Here is a 22,741-nt window from a genome sequence, read left to right as displayed (position 1 = left end):
TCATTTCTGGACAGATACTCTATAATGCAGCTCAACCAACGTTCGAGTGTGAATCCGGTTCGGATTTCCTGCTCAAACCAATCCAGAATACCAGTTCTATTTCAGCAGAGTCGGGCACAGCTGTGGCGATTTTACAGATACTTAAAGGGAAAGTTCCCGAACAGATCATCGAGCTGAGCGGAGAACGGGTGATAATGGGGCGACATCCCAATTGTGAGATCGTCCTCGATAATGTCGCCGTCAGCCGCTACCACGCCCAGATTCTGGAAAGCCACGGTTTCTACTACCTGGAAGACCTGCACAGCCGCAACGGCACTCTGCTCAACGGCACGGTCATCGAAGGTCGGACCGAACTGCACGAGAACGATACGATCAGCATCTGCGATATCCAGATGCAGTTCCTCGTCGATTATGAACCGTCTCCCGATTTTATCGATTCGGCTATCCAGCAGACACTCGAAGTCACCAATCGGTCGCTGAAAGAAAACCAGCAGCTGGCCCTTGATGATGGCACGACGGAAGGTGTTCTCGACGGGTCCTCGATCATCAGCCAGCTGGATCTGAATACGAGCAGCCAGCTGCGGATCAGCGTCAAACCCGAAGTCAAACTGCACGCGGTACTGGAGATCAGCCAGATTCTCAGCCGGGCTTTGAAACTGGACGACGTACTGCCGCGTATCCTGGACGGTTTGTTCAAGATATTTGCCCAGGCGGACCAGGGCTTTATCATGCTGCAGAGTCCGGAACGCAAAAAGCTGATTGTCAAAGCAACGAAGGCCCGTCGTCGCGAAGACGAAGATTCGATTCGCATCAGCACGACGATCGTCCGCCAGGCGATCATGAGCGGTTCGGCCATCCTGAGTGCCGACGCGGTCGAAGATGATCGCTTCAAAATGAGCGAGAGCATCACGTCGCTTCGCATCCGTTCCATGATGTGTGTGCCTTTGATGTCGCAGGCCGGGGATGTGCTCGGCGTGATTCAGATCGCGACCCGCGATATCGGTCAGCAGTTCAACAAGGACGATCTGGACGTCATGGTGGCGATTGCCCAGCAGGCAAGCCTTGCAGTTGACAATGCAAAGCTGCACGAAGACCTGGTCCGGCAGCGGGACATCGAACGGGACCTGGAGTTCGCCCACCAGATCCAGCTGGGGTTACTGCCACACAATCGACCGAAGTACAAAGAATACGAGTTCTTTGATTTTTATGAATCAGCCCAGAGTGTCGGCGGCGATTACTTCGACTACATCGAACTGCCCGGCGGAAAACTGGCGGTGACGCTGGGAGATGTCGCCGGCAAGGGGGTTCCGGCTGCCATTCTGATGGCCCGCCTGTATGCCTCGGCCCGCTATCATGTGCTATCCCGAAATGCAGCGGACAAGGCACTGGCCGAACTGAATGCAGAAATCGCTTCCAGTGGTGTGGGCCTGCGGTTCATTACATTCATTCTGGCGGTACTGGATCCGAAGAAGCATACGGTTTCAATTGTCAACGCCGGTCATATGGCGCCGCTGTTGCGACGGACGTCCGACGGAACCGTGAAGCAGGTGGCTCAGGAAAAGTCAGGCATGCCGCTGGGCGTGATGAAGACGCAAACGTTTCATGTGGAAACGATCACGCTGGAAAAAGGGGATACACTCCTGTTGTATACCGATGGTGTGACCGAGGCCATGGACCAGAAGAACCGTCTCTATCACCGGGATCGACTGGTCAAGTATCTCAAATCGGCGCCTGAAGAAGTCGAGCCCCTCGTCAAGGGACTGCTCTCGGATGTGGAGTCGTTCCGCAAGGATTCGATGCAGAAGGACGACATGTGCGTTGTCTGCTTCCGCCGCAAATCATAAAACAGAGACAGAGCCACGCACCAACAGGATGTTCCGCTCTCACGTTCAACCACTCACCGGATGAGGTCCGCTTTGACTACTGATGTATTATCCATTCTCGGCAAGGACGGCAAAGTTGCCCGGCGGCTCGACCATTACGAGGAACGCCCCGAGCAACTGGAGATGGCCGAAGCCGTCGTACGGGCGATGGAAGAGAAGCATCACCTGCTGGTGGAAGCGGGAACCGGGGTGGGCAAAAGCTTTGCATACCTCGTGCCCGCGATCCTGGAGACCTGCCGACAGAACGAGACCCGTACGGGCAAAGACCGTAAACGGCTGATTGTCTCTACCAATACGATCAGTCTGCAGGAACAGTTGATCAATCGCGATATCCCGTTCCTGAACGCCGTGCTCCCGGTAGAGTTCTCTGCGGTGCTGGTTAAGGGGCGGTCGAATTACATCAGCCTGCGTCGACTGAAAGGGACCGTTGAGCGGGCCGGGAATACGTTCTCGAATGAAGAAGAACTGAGTCAACTCGATCAGATCGCGCAATGGTCCCGCAAGACAAGCGATGGCAGCCGGTCTGACCTGGATTTTCGTCCGCATCCCAAAATCTGGGACGAGATTCAGAGCGAACACGGCAACTGCCTGGGCAAACGGTGTGCGACTTACAATGAATGCTTTTATTACCGTGCCCGCCGCCGCGTCTGGAATGCGGATGTACTGGTGGTGAATCATGCCCTCTTTTTCTCAGACCTGGCGATCCGCCGGGAGGGGAGCAGCATTCTCCCCGATTACGATACGGTAATTCTGGACGAAGCCCACACCATCGAGGCGGTCGCGGGGGACCACCTGGGGCTTTCGATTACCAACAGTCAGTTCGATTACCTGTTCAGCAAGCTGTATAACGACCGGACCCAGAAGGGCCTGTTGATGCATCACAACCTGGTCGACTGCCAGCAGCATGTGATGCGGTTGCGGTTCATGGTCGAGGACCTGTTCGATCATCTGCTGGAGTGGCAGTCCCGACAGGGGCTGGCCAACCGTCGCATTCGTCAGTTGCCGCCGGTCGAAAATACGGTCACCCACGAAATGAAACTGCTGGCTGCCCAGATTTCAGAATACGCATTCCGTTTGAACAGCGAAGAAGAAAAGATCGAACTGCAGTCGGCCGCCGAACGCTGTTCCGCACTGGGTGATGGCTTACAGAGCTGGCTCACGCAGCAGGCCGATGCCGATTCGGTCTACTGGGTGGAAGTCTCTCGCGGACGCAACCAGCGCATCAAGATGGTCAATGCGCCCATCGACGTGGGACCGGTGTTGCGGGATGAACTGTTCAACCAGGCTCAGACGGTGATTCTGACGAGTGCCACCCTGGCGGTCGGCGATCAGGATTTCAGTTTTACGCGATCGCGGCTGGGACTCAATCAATGCGAAGAACTGAAGCTGGGAAGCCCCTTCGATTATCGGGAGCAGGTGCGACTGATTCTGCCCGACCCGATGCCGGATCCCGGGGAAGCGCCGGCGGAGTATGAGCGTGCGGTGACCGAGAAGCTGAAACAGTATCTCGAACAGACCGACGGCCACGCCTTCGCGCTGTTTACCAGCTACAAGATGATGAAGAATTGTGCCGACCAGATTTCAGGCTGGCTGCAGGACCACAACCTGGCTTTGTATCTGCAGGGGGAAGGATTGCCCCGCTCGCTGATGCTGGAGCGGTTCCGAAATAATCCCCGTGGCGTGCTGTTCGGGACCGACAGTTTCTGGCAGGGGATCGACGTGCCCGGCGATGCGTTGACCAATGTGATTATCACCAAGCTGCCTTTCAGTGTGCCCGATCATCCTTTATTGGAAGCCCGGGTCGAAGCGATTCGGAATCGGGGAGGGAATCCGTTCATGGATTATCAGATTCCGGAGGCGATCATTAAGCTGAAGCAGGGATTCGGTCGTCTGATTCGGACTGCCAACGATCAGGGGCAGGTCGTAATTCTGGACCCGCGGGTGCGGACCAAGCGTTATGGTCAGAAGTTTCTGGAGAGCCTCCCGGATTGCACCGTGATTATCGACCGGGATGACTGAGCGCGGTGGCGGTCTGCTATTCTGAGCCGAAGACGATATCGCTGCTGCAGAAGGAACCGCCGAAGTTATTGGCAAGTGAGACCACCTGGTCCAGTCCATCCATAAACAGATTGCGACTCAGGTCGGTCAGGGGGTGCAGGAACAGGGACCAGAGCACACCGTCGCCGATGGCGTAACGCGCGTCGAGGGAACGGTCGAAATTGGCTTCCATTACGTCCCAGAGGTCCTCTTCGTCCAGATCCTCTTCTTTGATGATCGGCGTCATGATACGGACCCGGTCGTGGATCTCATCGACGATTAAAAACAGGATGCGTTTGTGGTACTCCACTTTCCAGCATCCGTCACCGGTCTCCAGGGGAGTGCTGACATCTTCAATGATTTGAGAAATCGATTGCGGGGTTAAGGAATTTTTTATGGTTGCAATCATTGTCCTGCTCCTTGAACAATTCTTAAAACGGTTGAAATCGAGAACCGGTTTCAGCAGCAGTTTGAACCCGGTCGTGGGTTTCCTGTCAGTCACAAAGTTCAATCAGAAATTGATGCGTCATGCGCGGCGACAGTACCGAAACCAACATGATTTCAATGTTCCCTGCACCTCTATTGTTTATCAGTTCGAATCTAAAAAGCAACATTTTTTTTATTCCTCGTCAGAAAACTATTTTTTGGCGATATCAAATAATCAGTGACCGACTACAATCAGGGTTTAGTTCACTGTGGACGTTTTCCCTCATCATGAGGAAACGGGAAAGCCCTCCTTTCTCTGACTATCTGGATTTCCATTGACCGATCAAGATTCTGCAAAATCCGCAACGATCTCTGAACTGGAGAAACAGTATCGACAGTTACTCGACAATAATTGTCTCGAGTGGCAGAACCAGCGCCAGTTCTCACGCTGCCTGGGTGTTGGCGGACAGGGTGTCGTTTACCTGAGCGCACGCGAAGGTGCAGACGGGTTCAGCATTCCAGTGGCTCTCAAGCTCTTTTCGCCCAAACGGTATGCCGACTGTACTGCCTATCAGAGCGAAATGGCTCGTTTGTCACAGGTCGCCGCACGCGTGGCACGCGTTCAGGAAAATCACCTGGTTGCCGTGCAGAATTTCGTGAAGCGGAACGAAATTTATATCATGGAGATGGAGTGGGTCGATGGCTACGACTTGCGGAGCCTGCTCACTCCTGCCACGTTCAAACAGATTCGGGAACAGGTCACCCGTCGTCGCTGGAGGACATTGAATAACAATGTCTTTACGCGTGGTGTGCAGCAGCCGCGGCTCAAGCCGGGTGTCGCGGTGGCTATTCTCCGCGAGTGTCTGGCTGCACTCGCTGCCCTGCATCGCAATGAAATTATTCACTGCGATATGAAACCGGCGAACATCATGCTCAAACGGAGCGGGAACGCCAAGATCATCGATATCGGATCCGCCATCGATTTAAATAATCTCCCGGAGAATCATGCCTGTACGCCTACGTATGCGGCTCCTGAAGTACTCTCCGGGAATCGGGCGACCGCCCAATCCGATCTGGCCAGCCTGGGTTACATTCTGATTGAAGTCATCACCGGTTTTCAGCCGTTTGCGAATCTCAAGTACGCTCAGCTGGTCAAAGCGAAACAGAATATTCTGCAGCAGTTGCCCCAATGGTTTCCGGCGGAGGAGTTCGCGTTGAGTGAACCACTGATGAAGCTCATTCACCGTCTCGTGCATCCCGATCCTGCGGAACGGTTTCCCAGTGCGGAAGCAGCTGAGTTGGGAGAAGATGGTGCCGCGGAATTTCATCGACTGCTGGTGAAAAGTGATCTGCCGAGTGATTATGAAAACGAACTGCGGCTCTGGATCGAAGAAGTTGAAACCGACTATTTCGAGTCGACCCAACCTGCCGGCGATCCCGGTACGACTGTGTTCACCACTCGCGCCTGGGATGGTGACGATGATCCGGATTTTTCACTTAAATCCTGAATACAGAGTTGCTGCTGATAATTTACAAAGCTAATAAAAGATCCCTCTCTCAGCTGCTCTGAGATTGCAGAATCCCGTTTAAAATCCGAGATTCCTGATTTGCCGTACCCCGCGGATGCTGCTATTTTAACGTAATAAATATATTGACCCCTTAGCATCGATCGAGGTACTCCGTGAAACAGCGACTCATTCCCTGCCTGCTCCTCTGTATCTGCCTGATAACACAAGTGGCTGCTGCAGCCCCGCCCCCATTGAAACTGAAATCAGGTGATCGCGTGATCTTCCTGGGTAATACCATGATCGAGCGGTCCCAGAAATTCGGTCGCTGGGAAAGCGTGTTTTTACGCAGCTTTCCGGAAGCGAAACTCTCTTTCCGGAACCTGGGCTGGAGTGGTGACACTGTCTGGGCCGATTCACGCGGTATCTTTGATCCCCCGGCTGTCGGTTACCAGCGGATGATCAAGCAGATTGAAGAACTCAAACCAACATTGATCGTGCTGGGCTATGGCGGCAATGAAGCATTCGCCGGTGAAAAGGGGCTGCCCGCTTTCGAGAATCAGCTGCATAAACTGCTGACCGATCTGAAGTCCACTGAAGCGAAGATTCTCATCGTCTCTCCCCATCGTTACGAAAACCAGGGAGCACCTCTGCCCGATCCGGCCGAACACAATCGGGATCTCAAGGCTTATGCTGAGTCTTTGCAGCAGATCGCTCACAAAGGCAATTATTATTTTGTCGATCTGTACAATCAGTTGATCCCTGAACCAGCCGGTGATTCGGGACTGAAGTGGACGACGAACAGTATCCACCTGACAGATGCGGGTTACCAGAAGGCAGCCGAGATTATCGCGGCCGACCTGGGATTACAGCCTGTCACACTCACGCGTGACGTCGATCAGCAGGTGCGTGATTTAACCTTTGAGAAGAACCGCCAGTATTTCTACAACTGGCGCCCGCAGAATATTACTTATCTGCTGGGGTTCCGCAAACATGAGCAGGGGCAGAATGCCAAAGAACTGCCGCAGTTCATTCCTCTGATTGAGAAGAACGAAGCGGAGATACACAGTCTGGTCTCCCAGTAGCTGCTTGAACTCTCTGTCTTCTGTTTTTCTTATTTGATTCATCTGATCTCTAAAGGATCGATTCTGTGATAAAATCAGCCGCACTATTTCTGCCTCGCATTGTCGTCTGTTTTGCCTGTCTGCTGACCCTGTTGACCGGTTCCCTCGCCTGGGCGCAACGGGATCTGACCGATATTCCGCCCCCCGATCCGGAACTGGAGCGCAAGTCGTTCAAAGTCGCGGAAGGGTTTGAAGTGAACCTGTATGCCGCCGATCCGCAGATCGCCAAACCGATTCAGATGAACTTTGATCCGCAGGGACGGCTCTGGATTGCTTCATCGGAAATCTATCCGCATATCAAACCGGGTGAAAAGGCCAACGACAAGATTCTGGTCGTTGAAGATAAAGATGGAGACGGCGTTGCAGATAAGACGACCGTGTTCGCTGACGGCCTGCTGATCCCCACGGCCGTGATGCCGGGCGACGGCGGTGCTTATGTCGGCAACAGCACCGAACTGCTGCACCTGAAAGACACAGACGGAGACGACAAGGCGGATGTCCGCAAAACCGAGCTGACCGGTTTCGGTACCGAAGACACACACCACATTCTGCACACCCTCCGCTATGGGCCGGGCGGACACCTGTATTTCAATCAGTCAATTTATATTCACAGTCACATTGAAACGCCTTACGGTGTGCGTCGCCTCAATGGTGGCGGCATCTGGAAGTACCGCCCGGAGTCGATGGACCTGGAAGTGGTCATACGGGGGATGGTCAACAGCTGGGGACATCACTTTGATCGCTGGGGACAGTCGTTCTGTACCGACGGTGCTTATGGTGAAGGGATCAACTACACGTTTCCCGGCGCTGCGTTTGTGACGGCGGTCGGCATGGATCGAATTCTGAAAGGTCTCAATCCCGGCAGTCCCAAACATTGTGGCCTGGAAATTCTGAGTGGACGCCACCTCCCCGAGGACTGGCAGGGAAATATGATCACTAACGACTTCCGCGGGCATCGCGTCTGCCGGTTTGTGGTGACGGAAAGTGAATCGGGCTATGTTTCGCGCGAACAGGTCGAGCTGATTAAAACTGATCACGTCGCGTTCCGTCCGATTGACGTCAAGATGGGACCCGACGGTGCGATCTACATTGCCGACTGGTACAACCCGATCATTCAACATGGTGAAGTCGACTTCCGCGATCCGCGTCGCGATCATACGCATGGTCGTATCTGGCGCGTGACTTACAAAGGCAAGCCGACGCTGCCCCGTCCGAACCTGGTAGGCGCCTCGACTGAGGAACTGCTCGAGTATCTCAAAGCACCGGAAGAGTGGACCCGTCAGAATGCCAAGAATGTGCTGCGGGAACGGGGCCGTGCGAAAGTCGAAGGGGAACTGAAAACCTGGCTGAGCAAGCTCGATCCGCAGGACCCTCAGTATGAACACAATCGTCTGGAAGGTCTCTGGGTTGCCGAGTGCATCAGCAGCCCGCAGCCTGAGTTGCTCAAGGCCTGTCTGCAGGCGAAAGACGGGCGTGCCCGGGCAGCCGCAGTTCGTATGGCGAAGGAATGGAAAGACGAAGTGCCTGACACCTACGCTTTGATCGCACCCCTGGCGAATGACAAGCATCCCCGGGTCAGGCTGGAAGCGGTACGGGCACTCTCTGCCTACGATCAGCCCGGTGTGCTCAACGATGCGTACCAGGCACTCGATCATCCTGTGGATGAGTTTCTGGATTATGCACTCTGGCTGACCACCCGCGAGACTCGTGAGATCTGGCTGCCGCAGGTGCTGGAAGGAAAATCCGGTCTGCAGAAAGATCCGCGGAAGCTGACCTTTGCCCTGACAGCGATCAATTCTCCCGAAGTGACTCCCGTGATCACAAAGCTGATTAAACAGGGACAGATGCCGGACAGTCAGCTGCAGAGCAGTCTGAATCTGATGGCGAAGTTCGGGAATGACAAGGACCTGCAACAGCTGTTTGCCCACGCCCTGGATGCGAAAACGAAACCGGCTCAGCAGGCCGCGATCCTGCGGGCACTGGCCCAGGCATTCCAGACCCGGAAAGTCCGCCCTGCAGGGAATCTCGGAGAACTGCAGCTGTTGTTCGGTTCAAAAGATACCGCTGTGCAGCAGGCCGCCATCGATTGTGCCGGTTTGTGGAAGATCGAATCATTGCAGACCCCGATTCGCGAACTGGCTGAATCAGGAAAAACACAGGCTGGGCTGCGCAACACGAGTCTGTTCGCACTGGCACGCCTGGGCGGCAAGGAAAACCAGACGCTGTTACTTAATCTGAGCCAGAAAGATCCCTCAGTGGATCTGCGGATTGCTGCCATCGCGGCGCTGGCGGAAGTGAATGTCAAACAGGCTGCAGCGCAGGCAGTGAGCCTGATGAACGGCGATGCTGCTCCCGCGCAGCTGTCGGCTGTGGCAAATATCTTCCTGCAGCGGAAGGGGGGCGTGGGTGTTCTGGTGAATGCTCTGAAAGGAAAAACGATCTCCAAGGATGCTGCGATTCAACTGAGCCGCCTGGTGCAGTCGTCCGGTCGGGGGAACCCGAACCTGGAGAAAGCGATTGCCACTGCAGGGGGGCTGTCCAGCAGTGGCGCACCGCAGCCGGTTAAGCTCTCACCGGAAGAGATGGCACAACTCATCAAGGAAGTACGGACCAGTGGAAATCCACAACGCGGGGAAGCGATTTTCCGCCGCGAGAACCTGTCTTGTCTGAAATGTCACGCGATTGGTGGTGCCGGCGGTAAGGTCGGTCCCGATATCATCAGCCTGGGAGGAAGCTCTCAGCCGGATTACATTGTCGATTCACTACTCGATCCGAATAAAGCGGTCAAAGAGAACTACAATGCCGTGACGGTCGTCACCGTGCAGGGGAAGGTCCACTCGGGCGTCCTGGTGCGACGGACTGACAGCCAGCTGGTCCTGCGGGATGCCAACGACAACCTGATGAATGTTCCCCTGGATCAGATCGACGATGAAACGCCGGCGGCGTCATTGATGCCCGTAGGGCTTCTGGACAAGCTGACGCGTCAGGAACTGGTGGACCTGGTTCGCTTCCTGTCGGAACTGGGTAAAACGGACGCGTATACGATTGGCAAAGATCGCGTGGTACGTCGCTGGCGGGTGATGAAGAATACTCCCGAAGCGATGAACGCGATCCGCAGAACGCGACATGCGACCGCGGCGACCGACAACCCGGCGTTTGTCTGGGAGCCGGCTTACAGCCGCGTGGATGGGAATCTGCCCCTCGACCAACTGGAAGAGATCGGTAGATTGCACGTTTCGAAGCGGGCCCGCGGCGCCGCGTTTCTCCGCTGTGAACTGGATGCCACAACGGCCGGCAAAGCGGTTCTGAAATTGAACTCGGTCGATGGATTGAAGCTGTGGATCGGTGAAAAGCCGGTTGCCCTCCAGCCGGAAACCGAAGTCGAACTCCAGAAGGGCATCAACACTCTGACGTTTGCGGTCGAACTGCTGCCAGAACGGGATGTGCTGCGACTGGAGGTCGAGGACGCAAAAGACTCTCCGGCACAGGTGCAGATTGTGGGCGGGAAGTGAGTTCTGGTTGTGTGATTAAAGTGTGAATTGAATCAACGTGGATCATTTCAATGATTGACGAGAGGTAACGGGCGTATATACTGAGGGTGCGCTAACATGTCACTTTCAGTTCATAGTTCCTCCTGATGTCAGGTTACCTGCCGTGAGTACCCAGCCCCCTCGCCGTCGTCGTCGCCGTCCCCAGAGCACCTCCGAATCAGATCCCCAGATGCCCCGCCGGCGCAAGAAGCGTTCGGGGTCGAGTGGAAAAAAGAAAAAATCTTCGAAGAAGAATCAGATTATGCTGCTGAGGATCGGACTGTTCGCCGCGGCGGGGATCGTGCTACTGATCGGGATCTTCATGATGGACTGGAAGGGGATCGGTAAGTCATTGGGGCTACCGAGTGCCCAGGAGCGGCTGCTGAATCGTGTGATCGCGATCAAAGAGGAGCAGGCTGATCTGCTGGCCTCGATCAGAGACGAAGCCAGTGCCCGATCAGCCGGAGAAAGCATGAAGGACCTGACTGTGCAGATAGCCGAAACTATGCAGGAAGCTAATGACCTTAGAAAGGATAAAAGCCAGAAAGTCACCCCGGAAGAAGACAGGGAATTGAGAGATCGGTTCATGTCATTGAATAAGGATCTCGATGCTCGTATCAAACAGGAGACGGAGCGGATCATGAAAAATCCGAGCCTGCGTCCGATTATGGCTGAGGTATTCCAGGATGCCCGGTTTGCCTTGATGGAAGCCCAGTCAGAGATGCGGAAAAAGTCCCTGCAGGCCGGGGCCAGTGCCCCCGGTTATTCTGCAGTCACCAGTTGGACGAGTCTGTCTCCCGGGGATGACATACAGGCGCTGCATATGAATGTCAACTGGCAATCTGGTAAAGTGGTGGAAGTGGCCGACGACGGCAAGGTGAAAGTCCACCTGAATATCCATAGTGGCATCAACAGTTTCGACCAGTTTTATGAACGCGACAAATTGCGGATTAAAGATTGATGTCTGACAACCTTCCTGATCCAGAAGCCGGTTAAGCGCCCTCGCGTGAACTGTAAAACGCGAGTGCGTTTTACATTTTCATTTCAGTGTGATTGCGGTTATGATGAACCGAGGCAGCAGGAGGCCGTCGGGGATTTATTAACGCAAGAGAACGGCGCCGGTTTCAGTCTATTAAGACAGGGAAGGCCGGGGGCCGACGCAATCGATTCTTCATCACATTGAACAGGAGCGCGCGATGTCAACCACAACAGCCAGTGAACTGTATCCCGAAGTCAAAGCCTTTCTGGAAGAGGGGACACTGAAGGGAGTCGTCGGGGGGAAAGAGGTCGAATCTGCGGGTGGCGAGACGTTCGTGACGTCGGATCCGGGATCGGGCAAACAGCTGGCAGAAGTCTTCAGCTTTCAGCCAGGCGACATCGACATGGCCGTGGATGTGGCTGATGCCGCTTTCCGCAAGACCGGCTGGGCCGAAATGCCTCAAAACGAACGCAGTGCTCTGCTGCATCGTCTGGCGGACGCCGTCGAAAAACACAAACCGATGATTGCCCAGCTTGAAGCGCTGGACGCCGGTAAGATTGAAGCCCAGGCCCAGGGGGACGTGCAGAACTTCGTCGATACGATGCGGTACTTCGCCGATCTGGCCCAGCACGTGCAGCGACGATCGGTTCTGGCCGTTCCTCAGCACGAAGCCTGGACCGTGCGTCAGCCTTACGGGGCCTGCGGATTTATCTTCCCGTGGAACTTCCCCTTCCTGCTGATCGGCTGGGGGATTGCTCCGGCACTGGCAGCGGGAAATACGGTGGTCATCAAACCGGCGGAAGATACGCCGATGTCCGCTATCTACCTGGCTCGCCTGGCGAAAGAAGCTGGTATTCCGGATGGCGTGATCAACGTTGTGCCCGGTTACGGAGCGGTTGCGGGAGCGGCGCTGTCGGGGAATCCCAAACTGAAGCGGATGTCGTTTACCGGATCGCCCGAAGTCGGTCGCCTGGTGGCGGAGTCCTGCGGTGCGAACCTGGTGCCCGTCAAACTGGAGCTGGGCGGCAAAGGGGCTGCGGTGGTCTTCAGTGACGTCGATGTTCCCGATACGGCTCAGAAGCTGGTGAATGCGATCACCTTCCACACCGGTCAGGTCTGCTGCGATGCGACCCGCTGGTTGATTGACGAAAACATTTACGATCACTTTGTGAGTGAATGTGTCGATCGTCTGAAGAAGGTGCAGGTCGGTTATCAGCTGAATGAAGACAGCCAGATGGGACCGGTGGTCAATGCGAAGCAGCATCAGCGGGTGCTGTCTTACCTGGAGAAGGGGCAGGCCGAAGGGGCCGAATGCGTGCTCGAAGGGGGCGCTGCTGAGGTGCCCGGTTACGAAGGTTACTATGTGAAGCCCGCGTTGATGGCCGGTTCGCTGGATAACGTGGCGGCCCGCGAAGAGATCTTCGGGCCTGTGGCTTACCTGGCTCCGTTTAAGACTGAAGAGCAGGCGATTCAGATGACCAACTCGACCGACTACGGTCTGGCGAACAGCGTCTGGACCTCGGATCTGTCTAGGGCGTCACGTGTGGCGGAAGCGATGTGTGCCGGCAACAGCTGGATTAACGCTCATAATGTCTTCGCACATGGCGTGCCTTATGCCGGGATCAACAAGAGCGGCATGGGGGGCGGCGTGCTCTCCGTGGAAACGCTGTTTGATTACTGGCGAAGCCTGTCGGTGGTTCGTCCACTGTAAGGTGATGTATAACTGAACTGAAACGCCCTGCAGGTCGATTCTCCTGATCAGATCTGTGGGGCGTTTTTTATTGCGCAGCTTGACTGTTTTTCATCTGAAAAAGCGGATTTAACTGCAGGCCCGCTAATTAGTTGGCGTTCACGCGAACATTGCTTGACAGGCCTTATCCGGCGCCTCTAAGATCAGTATTAGCGATGCACTCGCTGGGACCCACCTGTTCTCCCGGACCATGATGGCATGGTTCGGCTTCTGAGAGACGCACCAGCATCGCTGTAAGATGATCATCTACGGGGCATGAAGTATGCGTTCCCTTTTGCTGCGAAGCGCGCTGCTCGTACTGGCGGTTGGCGTTACCTGTCTGACACTGTTTGCCGAGGCAGATCCGAAGTCGAAACCGACGACGACGGCTGAAACTGTTGCGGCCGAAGCGGGCATCGACTTCAATCGCGATATCCGTCCGATTCTGTCCAACAACTGTTTCTTCTGTCACGGTCCCGATGAAAAGCATCGCGAGGCCGATCTGCGACTGGATACCAAAGCGGGGGCGTTTGCCTCTGCAATTGTGCCGGGCAAGCTGCAAGAGAGTGCCCTGATCGAGCGGATTATCTCAACAGACGATGATATCAAGATGCCGCCTGCGGATTCGGGCAAGTCACTCAAACCGGAAGAGATCGAGTTGATCAAACGCTGGGTGCAGTCGGGAGCTGCCTGGCAGGAGCACTGGGCGTACGTCAAACCGGAACGGGCGAAGCTGCCGAAAGTCAAACAGGCCGACTGGCCGCGGAATGCGATCGATTACTTCGTCCTGTCGCGACTGGAAAAGGAAGGGCTCAAACCCTCCCCGGAAGCGGACCGCCGGACGCTGGTGCGTCGGCTCTACCTGGATCTGCTGGGGCTGCCACCCACGGCAGAGGAAGTCGACGGGTTTGTGAATTCCAAAGATCCTCAAGCTTACGAGAAACTGATTGATCGTCTGCTGGAGACGCCTGAGTATGCAGAGCGGATGACGCTGAAGTGGCTCGATCTGGCCCGCTATGCGGACACGAACGGTTACTCGATCGATGGGGGCCGGCATATGTGGCTCTGGCGGGACTGGGTGATCGATGCGTTTCACAAGAATAAACCGTACAACGAATTCATTACCGAACAGATCGCCGGTGACCTGTTACCCAATGCGACGCCCTGGCAGCAAGTGGCGACGGGCTTCAACCGCAATCACATGATTACGCACGAAGGGGGGACGATTCCCGAAGAGAACCTGGTCAACTATACCGTCGACCGGGTGAAGACGACGTCGGAAGTCTTCCTGGGACTCACGATGGGATGTGCCCAGTGTCATAATCATAAATACGACCCGATTACGATGAAGGACTTTTACCAGTTCTACGCCTATTTCAATCGCCTGGACGATCGCGGGCTGGACGGGAACAGTGGGATCAACGCCGGTCCCAAGCTGGCGGTGAAGACCCAACTGTCCTTCGCTGCGGAAGAACTGAAGTCGCTGGATCAGGAACAGGCACAGGTCGAACAGGCACTCGCGCATCCGGATGAAACACAGCTGGCTGCCTGGGTTGCCCAGACGAAACAGGAACTCGCACAGCGGGGAAAAGGCCTGAAGCTGCACGAGCTGAGTGTGGTCAAAGTGTCTGATCCCAATACGCGGAGTGCCTTCGAGGTCAGTGATGAAGGGCATGTGCTGGCGCTGGCAGCCAGTGGTCGGTCACCTTCGATTTCGCTGAAAGTCGGCGCGGACGTCGACAAACTGGACGGCTTGCGGATTGTGTTTTACCCGAACGAGAAACTGCCCGAAGGGGGCATCGGTCACGGTAAGAAAGAGTCGTTCCCGGGGGGCTTCATTCTGACCAGCTTCGCTGCATCGGGAACCGCGATTCCCTCCGATCAGCTCGACCTGTATGCGATGTTGAATGTCGCGAAGATCACCGCGAGCCGATCTCACCCCGATTACCCGGCGGCTGACTGTCTCGATCCGCGGGATCACAACGGCTGGTCACCCGCACCGGAAAACCAGCAGCAGCAACATCTGACAGTGACCTTCGATCAGCCTTACGATACGAAGGATTCGAAGTATATTACGGTGATGCTGGTCTGGGGCGGCGGTCAGTTTGGCGGACGCGAGGCGTTGATGGCCGGTGATTATCAGGTCTTCGGGATGACCGGGACCGATGACGGGACCATCATTCCCGAAGCGATTCAGCAGATCCTGGCGACAGATGCGACGGACCGCAATGCGAAACAGACGGCGGCTCTGAAAGCTTACTATAGTGGGATCGCTCCCGAACTCGAGAATCTGCGTTATCAGCGGGAGAATCTCAAGGAACGCCGCAAGATGCTGACCGATTCGTTTGAGACGATGGTCATGAACACGGCCAAAAAGCCACGGGAAACCTTTATTCTGAACCGGGGGCAGTACGATCAACCGACCGAAAAAGTGTCGATGGGTGTGCCTGGCTTCCTGCCGGGGGCGGCTCAACAGGAATCGGAGGACCGCCTGGCGCTGGCCCAGTGGCTGACCTCGCGTGAGAATCCGCTGGTGACCCGTGTGGCGGTGAACCGGTTCTGGGAGATGCTGTTTGGTCAGGGAATTGTTTCAACGTCTGCTGACTTTGGTTCGCAGGGGGATCCGCCGACACATCCGCGGCTGCTGGACTGGCTGGCAGTGGAGTTTTATGAATCGGGCTGGGATGTCAAACACATCATGAAGCAGATTCTGATGTCGGCGACCTATCGTCAGTCTTCTGCGGGAACGCCGGAGCTCTGGAAAGAGGATCCACAGAACCGACTGCTGGCCCGTGGTGCCCGGTTCCGGCTGCAGGCGGAAGCCATTCGGGATGCGACGCTCAAGGTCTCCGGACTGCTGGTCGAACGTGTGGGCGGGGCGAGTGTGAACCCGTATCAGCCGGAAGGGTTGTGGCGGGAAGTGAGCCATTACGGCAGTTCGCCGGCGACTGCGCAGGTCTTCGTACAGGATCACGGCGAAAAACTGTATCGCCGGAGCATGTATACCTACTGGAAGCGAACGGTACCACCGCCGAACATGCAGACCTTCGATGCCCCCAACCGCGAAGTCTGCCTGGTGAGTCGGGCTCGCACGAACACGCCGCTGCAGTCCCTGGTGCTGTTGAATGATGTGCAGTTTGTGGAAGCGTCTCGCAAGTTCGCGGAGCGCATCATGCTGGAAGGGGGGGCTTCACCTGAGGAACGAATCACGTTTGCATTCCGCGAAGCCCTGGGACGACCGCCGGCGGAGTGGGAGTTAGAGACCACGCTGGCTGCTTATCAGCGCGAGCTGAAAAACTACCAGGTGGCACCTGAAGCGGCGCGATCGCTGTTGTCGCAGGGGGAATCGACGAGCGATGCGAGTCTGAACCCGGCGGAAGTCGCGGCATGGACGACCGTGGGAAGTATGCTGTTCAACACTTATGAATTTATGACGCGAGGGTAAGCATGGACCCGGTATTTGAATACGAACGTAATCTGACACGACGGACACTGCTGGGACGCTCGGCCCGCGGCATTGGTGGAGCGGCATTAGCGAGCCTGCTCTATCCGGAACTGTTCAACCAGAGTGCCTCCGCAGAGGCGATTCCGGCTGCGGTCCAACAGGTCGCGCCCCGGGCGAAGCGGATTATCTACCTGTTTCAGTCGGGTGGTCCTTCGCATGTGGACCTGTTCGACTATAAGCCCGTACTGCGGAAGCTGCACGGTTCGGATCTGCCCGATTCCGTGAAGGGGACACAGCGCGTGACCGGCATGACGGCCCGGCAGAAGTCGTTTCCCGTCGTCGCCCCGTTCTGGGAGATGAAACAGTGTGGAGAGCATCAGACGTGGATCAGCGAACAGCTGCCGCACACGCAGACGATTGCCGATGATATTACGATTGTCAAATCGGTGAATACCGAGGCCATCAATCACGATCCGGCGATCACCTATATCAATACGGGATCACAGCAGATCGGCCATGCGAGCATGGGCGCCTGGTTGAGTTACGGACTGGGAAGTGAAAACGAAAACCTGCCCGCCTACATGGTGATGCTGTCACAGGGCACGGGGAAGAATCCGGGGCAGCCGCTGTTTGACCGGCTGTGGGGTTCGGGATATCTGCCACCCAGTCACCAGGGCGTGAAACTGCGGCCCGGATCGAGTCCGGTGCTGTACCTCTCCAATCCGGCGGGCATCGACCGTAAACAGCGGCGGAAGCTGCTGGACGACCTGGCGACATTGAATCGGGGGCAGGCGGAAGAGATCGGCGATCCGGAAATTCAGGCGCGGATCAATTCTTACGAAATGGCGTATCGGATGCAGACCTCGGTTCCCGATCTGATGGACCTCTCGAGTGAGACGCAGAAAACGTTTGAAATGTACGGACCCGAATCGCGGAAGCCGGGGAGCTTTGCAGCGAACTGTCTGCTGGCCCGCCGGATGACCGAGCGGGGGGTACGGTTTGTGCAACTGTTCCACCGCGGCTGGGATCAGCACGTGTCGCTGAAGAGCCAGTTGCCGAACCAGTGCCTGGACGTGGACCAGCCCTCCGCGGCGTTGATCAAGGATCTCAAACAGCGGGGCCTGCTGGATGAGACGCTGGTGATCTGGGGAGGCGAATTCGGGCGGACCGTTTACAGCCAGGGTGCCATCGGCAGCCCAAGTGCCGGTCGCGACCATCATGGACGCTGCTTCTCGATCTGGATGGCGGGCGGCGGGATTAAGCGTGGTTTCGAATACGGGAAGACCGATGACTTCTGCTACAACGTCGTCGAGAACCCGGTACACATTCGGGATATGAACGCGACAATCCTGCATTGCATGGGGATCGACCATCGCCGACTTACGTTTAAGTATCGCGGCCTGGATGCGCGGCTGACCGGTGTGGAAGAGGCGCATGTGAAACATGACCTGCTGAGTTGAACCTCGAAATACGCGAATGGTTTTGCTACCACGAAAAGCACGAAATTCACGAAAAGAGGGATTGTTGAATTGTGCGTGTTTGCTGGACCCAGCTGACGGGAAAGAGCGAATTATGCTTCGCCAGGCGGGCAGCCACATAGGGCCGCCCCTACTTTTAATGTTAAGCAACCAAGGGTGGCCCCGGATGTAATCCGGGGTTGTCGGAGACAACAGGAAACTGTCTGGGGAAAACTGTGCAGGTTCTTTCGAATACCATTCTTTTGTTTCTGTAAAGACCTCGACGGTTTTCGATTAAGCTACCACGAAAAGCACGAAAGACACGAAAAAAGAGGGACTGTTGGATTGTGCGTTTTAGCTGGACCCAGCTGACGGGAGAGAGCGAGTTATGCTTTGCCAGGCGGGCGGCCACATAGGGCCGCCCCTACGTCGAATGTAGAGTACCTTTTGAATTCGTCACTTCAGATGGGTTACATTCGTTTGAGTTCGAGGCTGAGTGCTTCGTTTGATCCGTTCGGGTCTACTTTGACGGTCAGGGGTGACTGGTTCGGATCTGAGTAGACGCGGGGGATCTGGGCGTCCTTGGCGACGGTTTGGGTCGGTTCGGAACGGGGAGCTGCTTTGCCGTCTGCATCGGGAGTGGTTTCCGGTTCCTGCATTGTGGACTGGTGGATCATGACCCGAAACTCGCCGGCGATGGATCCATCTCCCTCTTCATAAGTCGACATGACAAAGCTGCCATCTTCTTTGATGACGCCCCCTGCGGCTTTGCCTTCCAGGGCCGTGAGGGGGACAAAGGTAATGGCTCCGCCTCCGGCCATCGGCTTGCCTTCGAAGAGCACGACCCCTTTAGTGGGATAGACCTTCACTCTGTCGCCGTTTCCACATCCCGCGAGTGAGGTGACCAGACAGAGGGAGAGGCAGACGGCGCTTCTGAGCGACGGTAAAGAGATCATGCTGAGCCTTTCATGAGAACGGTGGAACTGCGAACCAACACATCAGATTATCGAAACGCTGAGAGTGAGGTTACAGGTCTTCGATGACTTCGCGCCCGCCGCGTGTGCTGAGGGCCTGCCAGAGCAGGAGGTCGATGTTGTCGGAGAAGAATCGTACCGAACCATCGGCCATCGCTCCCTGAACGCCCCCGGTATGGTAGCTGCGGGCCGCGGAGTACATTTCGGTATAAGGGGAACCGATCTGGACGCAGGGCATGCCCTCTTCGGGGTAGCTGCGACATCCCCAGATTCCATCGGGAGCAGAACTGTTAGGACTGGTCTGAGTACTGAAAATATTCGCTCCCATGACGCCGTAAGGCCAGGTACCGCGGGTGTCCTGACTGGACGGTCCCGTTGAACTCTGCAGACGAAACTTCAGTTCGCTGAGGGCTAGAGTATTGGATGTGCCGTCAATGATATCCCGCATGGCGAGACTGGAGTTGTTGCCGAAGACACCGCCGACTTTACCGTCGTTGGTATGAACACGTCCGTAACCCGCTTTACCGTAATTGGCGCAGTAATTACCCCGGGCCAGATTTTCCAGACCTGTTCCATTCGCAAACTGTTCGGTGTTTTTCGGGTGCGAAGGGCAGAGCATGAAGTTAACCTGTTTGCTGCCGACATACATGCCCTGGGAGGTATAGGTTCCGTTCCCCAGCCAGTCCTGAACTTCGTTGCGTTCGTTGGCAATTGTCATCACGTCATCGAACATCGCCGACTGTTCCATGTCTGGCAGAATCAACAGGGCCCAGGAGGCACCGATGGCGACTGCTCCGGAACCGTGGGCCCCATTGGGATTATCGCCGGCACCGTTCACACTGCCGGGAGGAAACAGATTGTGGGTTGAGTGATAATTATGTAACGCCAGTGCGAGTTGCTTGAGGTTGTTCTTACAGGTCGATCGTCGGGCCGCTTCGCGTGCCTGCTGGACTGCGGGGAGGAGCAGGGCAATCAGGATGGCGATGATGGCAATGACGACCAGCAGTTCAATGAGCGTGAATGCAGCACGCTGCTGCACTAAGGGAAAACAACGGCAGAAGCTACGGTTTCGCATCGCGTGTTCCTTGTTTGACAGAAGGGATATGAAAGATAAATAACGCCGACCTGAGGTCGGATGTATCTGCTGAAGCAATCATCAGGATTGCGGGGAATCACCTTCAGAGAGATACGCTATCGAGGCTGGATTTGACGTTCAATATCATTGTGACCTGAGCAGCGTTTATTCATCGATCATTAACCGGTTGTTAATGTGGAGGTCTGGTGAGCGAGCCTTGACCACAAAGGAGGAGGGAAGGGGCTACCACGAAAGTCACGAAAAGCACGAAAAAAGAGGGACTGGTGAATTGTGCGTGTTTGCTGGACCCGGCTGACGGGAGAGAGCGGATTGTGCTTCGCCAGGCGGGCGGCCACATGGGGCCGCCCCTACATTTGCGCGAATCCTGCGGGAAATGAATCATCTTGCGGTAACACAGGGTTCTGGTTTACATTACGCGCGGAGGGGGTTACTGCTGCTGGTTGCCGGCTGGAAATATTTCTGCTGTAACATGTTGTCCTGAAAAGGATTAGGTGGAAATATTCTTGCGGCTGCGGTCGAACAAGGATTGTGATGTGATGCTGAATCTGTCTTTCCGCCTGCTGTCTGGTGGGCTAATGCTGATGTGTTGTCTTTCAGCGTGCATCCCCGTTCCGATGCCCAAGCCTGAGCTCTATCGGCCATTGACGGACTTTACACCCCAGGATGGCGTTTACGATTTTGAGTCGCAGCAGGCCCGATTTAATGTGGCGATTGATGATAACCCCCGCGATGCGGATGCCCGGTTTGCCCGCGCACTGCTCTATATGGGGGTCGGCCGGTACGCGTCTGCAGAAGAAGACCTGACGATTGCGATCGAGGTGGCGGAGAAACAGCCCGACTACGATACAGAGCGTCTGGCGACGATCTATGTGCATCGAGGTCTGATCCGCTGGAGTGATGAAAAGGTCGCACTGGCCATCGACGATTACTCGCGGGCGATCGAACTGGCGCCGAAGAACTGGGAAGGCTATTTCCATCGCTGGCTGGCGTACCACTTCGAGGGTGAGGAAGAGAAAGCTGAGCAGGATCGTCAGCGTGGTATGAAGCTGGAGCCGGATATATTTGATAAGGAATACGTGCTGCGGTATGACGGCATTGTGTTGTAGACCGCGAAGGGCTCGAAATTTAAGCTACCACGAAAGGCACGAAAGACACGAAAAAGGGCATTCTTGCGCGATGCTGAATTGTAGTGGGACCCGGGCTTTATTATTCGATAGCCTGAACTGTCAGTTTCCTGCTCGCTGGGCCCGGTTTCAGGCTGTTCGTCCTGATCTCTTTCGATGGATCAGTATTGCTTCCATTTTCCTCGATAGATCACAAAGCGGGTGATGCCCTGGTTGGTGACTACCAGCAGGCGTTTGCCGTTTTTCATGTCATAGTAGTCCTGGTAGTTATCGTCGTAGAGGATCAGGGCTTTGAGGGGTGCTGTGGGGGTGAGCGGGAGATCGACTTTTTTACCGGCTTCAATGTCCGCCTCGGGGATCTTGACGTTCAGCGGGGGGACCTGCTTCGCCATGGTGGTTGATCTCTTGAGCGCATCCCCCTTTTTCACGAAGGCACAATACTTACCGGCGTTGATGAACTTTTTCATTTCCTCACGCCAGTTTTCATTGTACTTGAGGCCGATCTTCAACCGCTGCCAGTCGTAGTCTTCATTGTAAAAGAAGATGCTCAGGCCATTGGTCTCATAGAAGTTGTCCAGATTCGGGTTCCCCTGATTTTTCTGCGGTAGCTTTGCGTTCTTTTTGGGCCTGAGTCTGATCGGCTGGCTTTTACGAATGTGTAAATAGGCTTTACGGATATTTGTCGCCAGTTGCTCATTCTGTTTGTCCAGCTTGAGCTGCGAATAGCCGGCGTAGCCACAAAAGGCGAGTTCGCAGATGTAGTTGTAGTAATAGACAGGCTCGGCTTCCTGTTCCTGTCGTTGCAGATTTTCGTAAAGGACTTTGGAGGGAAAGAAGGAGTCGCCGGGCAGAAAGTTGTCATTGGTGGCGTGCGCTGGCGATAGCAGCGTGAGTAGACTGAACGAAACAGCCAGGCCTGCGAGAGGGAGACGTTGCATGAGCGAGTCCTTCTGAAACGGCGTGAAGTGGGAGATGCTTTCATTTTGGAATCTTTCGGGGAGAGATGCAAAACATTTCTGGTTGGATCTGTAAACCTCGAATGATATGAATCTGTTTTTACCACGAAATGCACGAAAGACACGAAAAAGGAGGAACAGGAGCCGAGATGGTTACTGGTTCTGAATGATCATCTTTTCTGGATGGAGCCGGCTTGTATGATTTCTGTTTGTTGCTGTCTTCTGACTTGCCAACAGTGCTACATCGATGCGTGGAGGTGGGGATTAAGAGGAACCATTGGCGATGTTTTTCTGGCCGTTTCCTGCTAGCTGCGCTTGGGCCGAATATTATTCGGGTGCCGCATCATTCTTTGTTGAATGGCGTCTTGTGGCGGTAATCTGGTCAGTGTCAACTCTGGTTACCGGCGGCTAGTAACTCCGCTCTTAAGTTCGTTCCCACCAGAGCGGTTTTTTATGCTGTTTTCCTGATTTCTGTA

14 protein-coding genes are annotated in these 22,741 nt (G+C 55.5%); 10 read left to right on the top strand and 4 right to left on the bottom strand.

What is annotated here, in order from left to right:
- Positions 1-122: 122 nt before the first annotated feature.
- On the top strand, positions 123-1,844 hold the full coding sequence (locus tag FYZ48_RS22260) for a SpoIIE family protein phosphatase (RefSeq protein ID WP_145187775.1): 1,722 nt from the start codon (positions 123-125) through the stop codon (positions 1,842-1,844).
- Between the two features lie 60 nt (positions 1,845-1,904).
- Positions 1,905-3,902: an ATP-dependent DNA helicase gene (locus tag FYZ48_RS22255; RefSeq protein ID WP_145441484.1), complete on the top strand. Its 1,998-nt coding sequence runs from the start codon at positions 1,905-1,907 to the stop codon at positions 3,900-3,902.
- Between the two features lie 16 nt (positions 3,903-3,918).
- On the opposite strand, the gene FYZ48_RS22250 is transcribed toward FYZ48_RS22255, so the two are convergent.
- A complete protein-coding gene (locus FYZ48_RS22250) occupies positions 3,919-4,329 on the bottom strand; it encodes a hypothetical protein (protein ID WP_149344489.1) in 411 nt (136 codons plus the stop codon).
- A 352-nt stretch (positions 4,330-4,681) separates the two neighbouring features.
- On the opposite strand from FYZ48_RS22250, the gene FYZ48_RS22245 reads away from it, so the two are divergent.
- The 7 genes from FYZ48_RS22245 (at position 4,682) to FYZ48_RS22215 (ending at position 18,118) form a co-directional block, all read left to right on the top strand.
- A complete protein-coding gene (locus FYZ48_RS22245; RefSeq protein WP_149344487.1) occupies positions 4,682-5,854 on the top strand; it encodes a serine/threonine-protein kinase in 1,173 nt (390 codons plus the stop codon).
- A gap of 173 nt (positions 5,855-6,027) precedes the next feature.
- A complete protein-coding gene (locus FYZ48_RS22240; protein WP_149344485.1) occupies positions 6,028-6,936 on the top strand; it encodes an SGNH/GDSL hydrolase family protein in 909 nt (302 codons plus the stop codon).
- A gap of 65 nt (positions 6,937-7,001) precedes the next feature.
- Positions 7,002-10,487 (top strand): PVC-type heme-binding CxxCH protein, encoded by a 3,486-nt coding sequence (locus FYZ48_RS22235; protein WP_149344483.1) that lies wholly within the window; start codon positions 7,002-7,004, stop codon positions 10,485-10,487.
- A gap of 142 nt (positions 10,488-10,629) precedes the next feature.
- Positions 10,630-11,466, top strand: coding sequence for a hypothetical protein (locus tag FYZ48_RS22230; protein ID WP_149344481.1), 837 nt, complete (start codon positions 10,630-10,632; stop codon positions 11,464-11,466).
- Between the two features lie 235 nt (positions 11,467-11,701).
- Entirely contained in the window at positions 11,702-13,195 is a 1,494-nt protein-coding gene (locus tag FYZ48_RS22225; protein WP_145042033.1) for an aldehyde dehydrogenase family protein, read from the top strand.
- A 301-nt stretch (positions 13,196-13,496) separates the two neighbouring features.
- Positions 13,497-16,658, top strand: a complete 3,162-nt coding sequence (locus tag FYZ48_RS22220) for a PSD1 and planctomycete cytochrome C domain-containing protein (RefSeq protein WP_149344479.1) — start codon at positions 13,497-13,499, stop codon at positions 16,656-16,658.
- Positions 16,659-16,660: 2 nt separating this feature from the next.
- The gene (locus FYZ48_RS22215) at positions 16,661-18,118 is read left to right on the top strand and encodes a DUF1501 domain-containing protein (protein ID WP_149344477.1); all 1,458 of its coding nucleotides are present in this window, start codon (positions 16,661-16,663) and stop codon (positions 18,116-18,118) included.
- A gap of 467 nt (positions 18,119-18,585) precedes the next feature.
- Here the strand turns inward: FYZ48_RS22215 and FYZ48_RS22210 are convergent, their stop codons facing one another.
- Together FYZ48_RS22210 and FYZ48_RS22205 are read right to left on the bottom strand one after the other, a co-directional pair.
- Entirely contained in the window at positions 18,586-19,071 is a 486-nt protein-coding gene (locus FYZ48_RS22210; protein ID WP_149344475.1) for a hypothetical protein, read from the bottom strand.
- A gap of 70 nt (positions 19,072-19,141) precedes the next feature.
- Complete coding sequence (locus FYZ48_RS22205) at positions 19,142-20,164, bottom strand: DUF1559 domain-containing protein (protein ID WP_149344473.1); 1,023 nt, start codon at positions 20,162-20,164, stop codon at positions 19,142-19,144.
- Between the two features lie 557 nt (positions 20,165-20,721).
- Here FYZ48_RS22205 and FYZ48_RS22200 point away from each other — a divergent pair.
- Positions 20,722-21,291: a tetratricopeptide repeat protein gene (locus tag FYZ48_RS22200; RefSeq protein ID WP_149344471.1), complete on the top strand. Its 570-nt coding sequence runs from the start codon at positions 20,722-20,724 to the stop codon at positions 21,289-21,291.
- Positions 21,292-21,470: 179 nt separating this feature from the next.
- Here the strand turns inward: FYZ48_RS22200 and FYZ48_RS22195 are convergent, their stop codons facing one another.
- Positions 21,471-22,247, bottom strand: coding sequence for a hypothetical protein (locus FYZ48_RS22195; RefSeq protein WP_149344469.1), 777 nt, complete (start codon positions 22,245-22,247; stop codon positions 21,471-21,473).
- Between the last annotated feature and the right edge of the window lie 494 nt (positions 22,248-22,741).

Source organism: Gimesia chilikensis (assembly GCF_008329715.1).
Lineage (GTDB): Bacteria > Planctomycetota > Planctomycetia > Planctomycetales > Planctomycetaceae > Gimesia > Gimesia chilikensis.
This window is presented reverse-complemented; position numbering and strand designations above follow the sequence as displayed.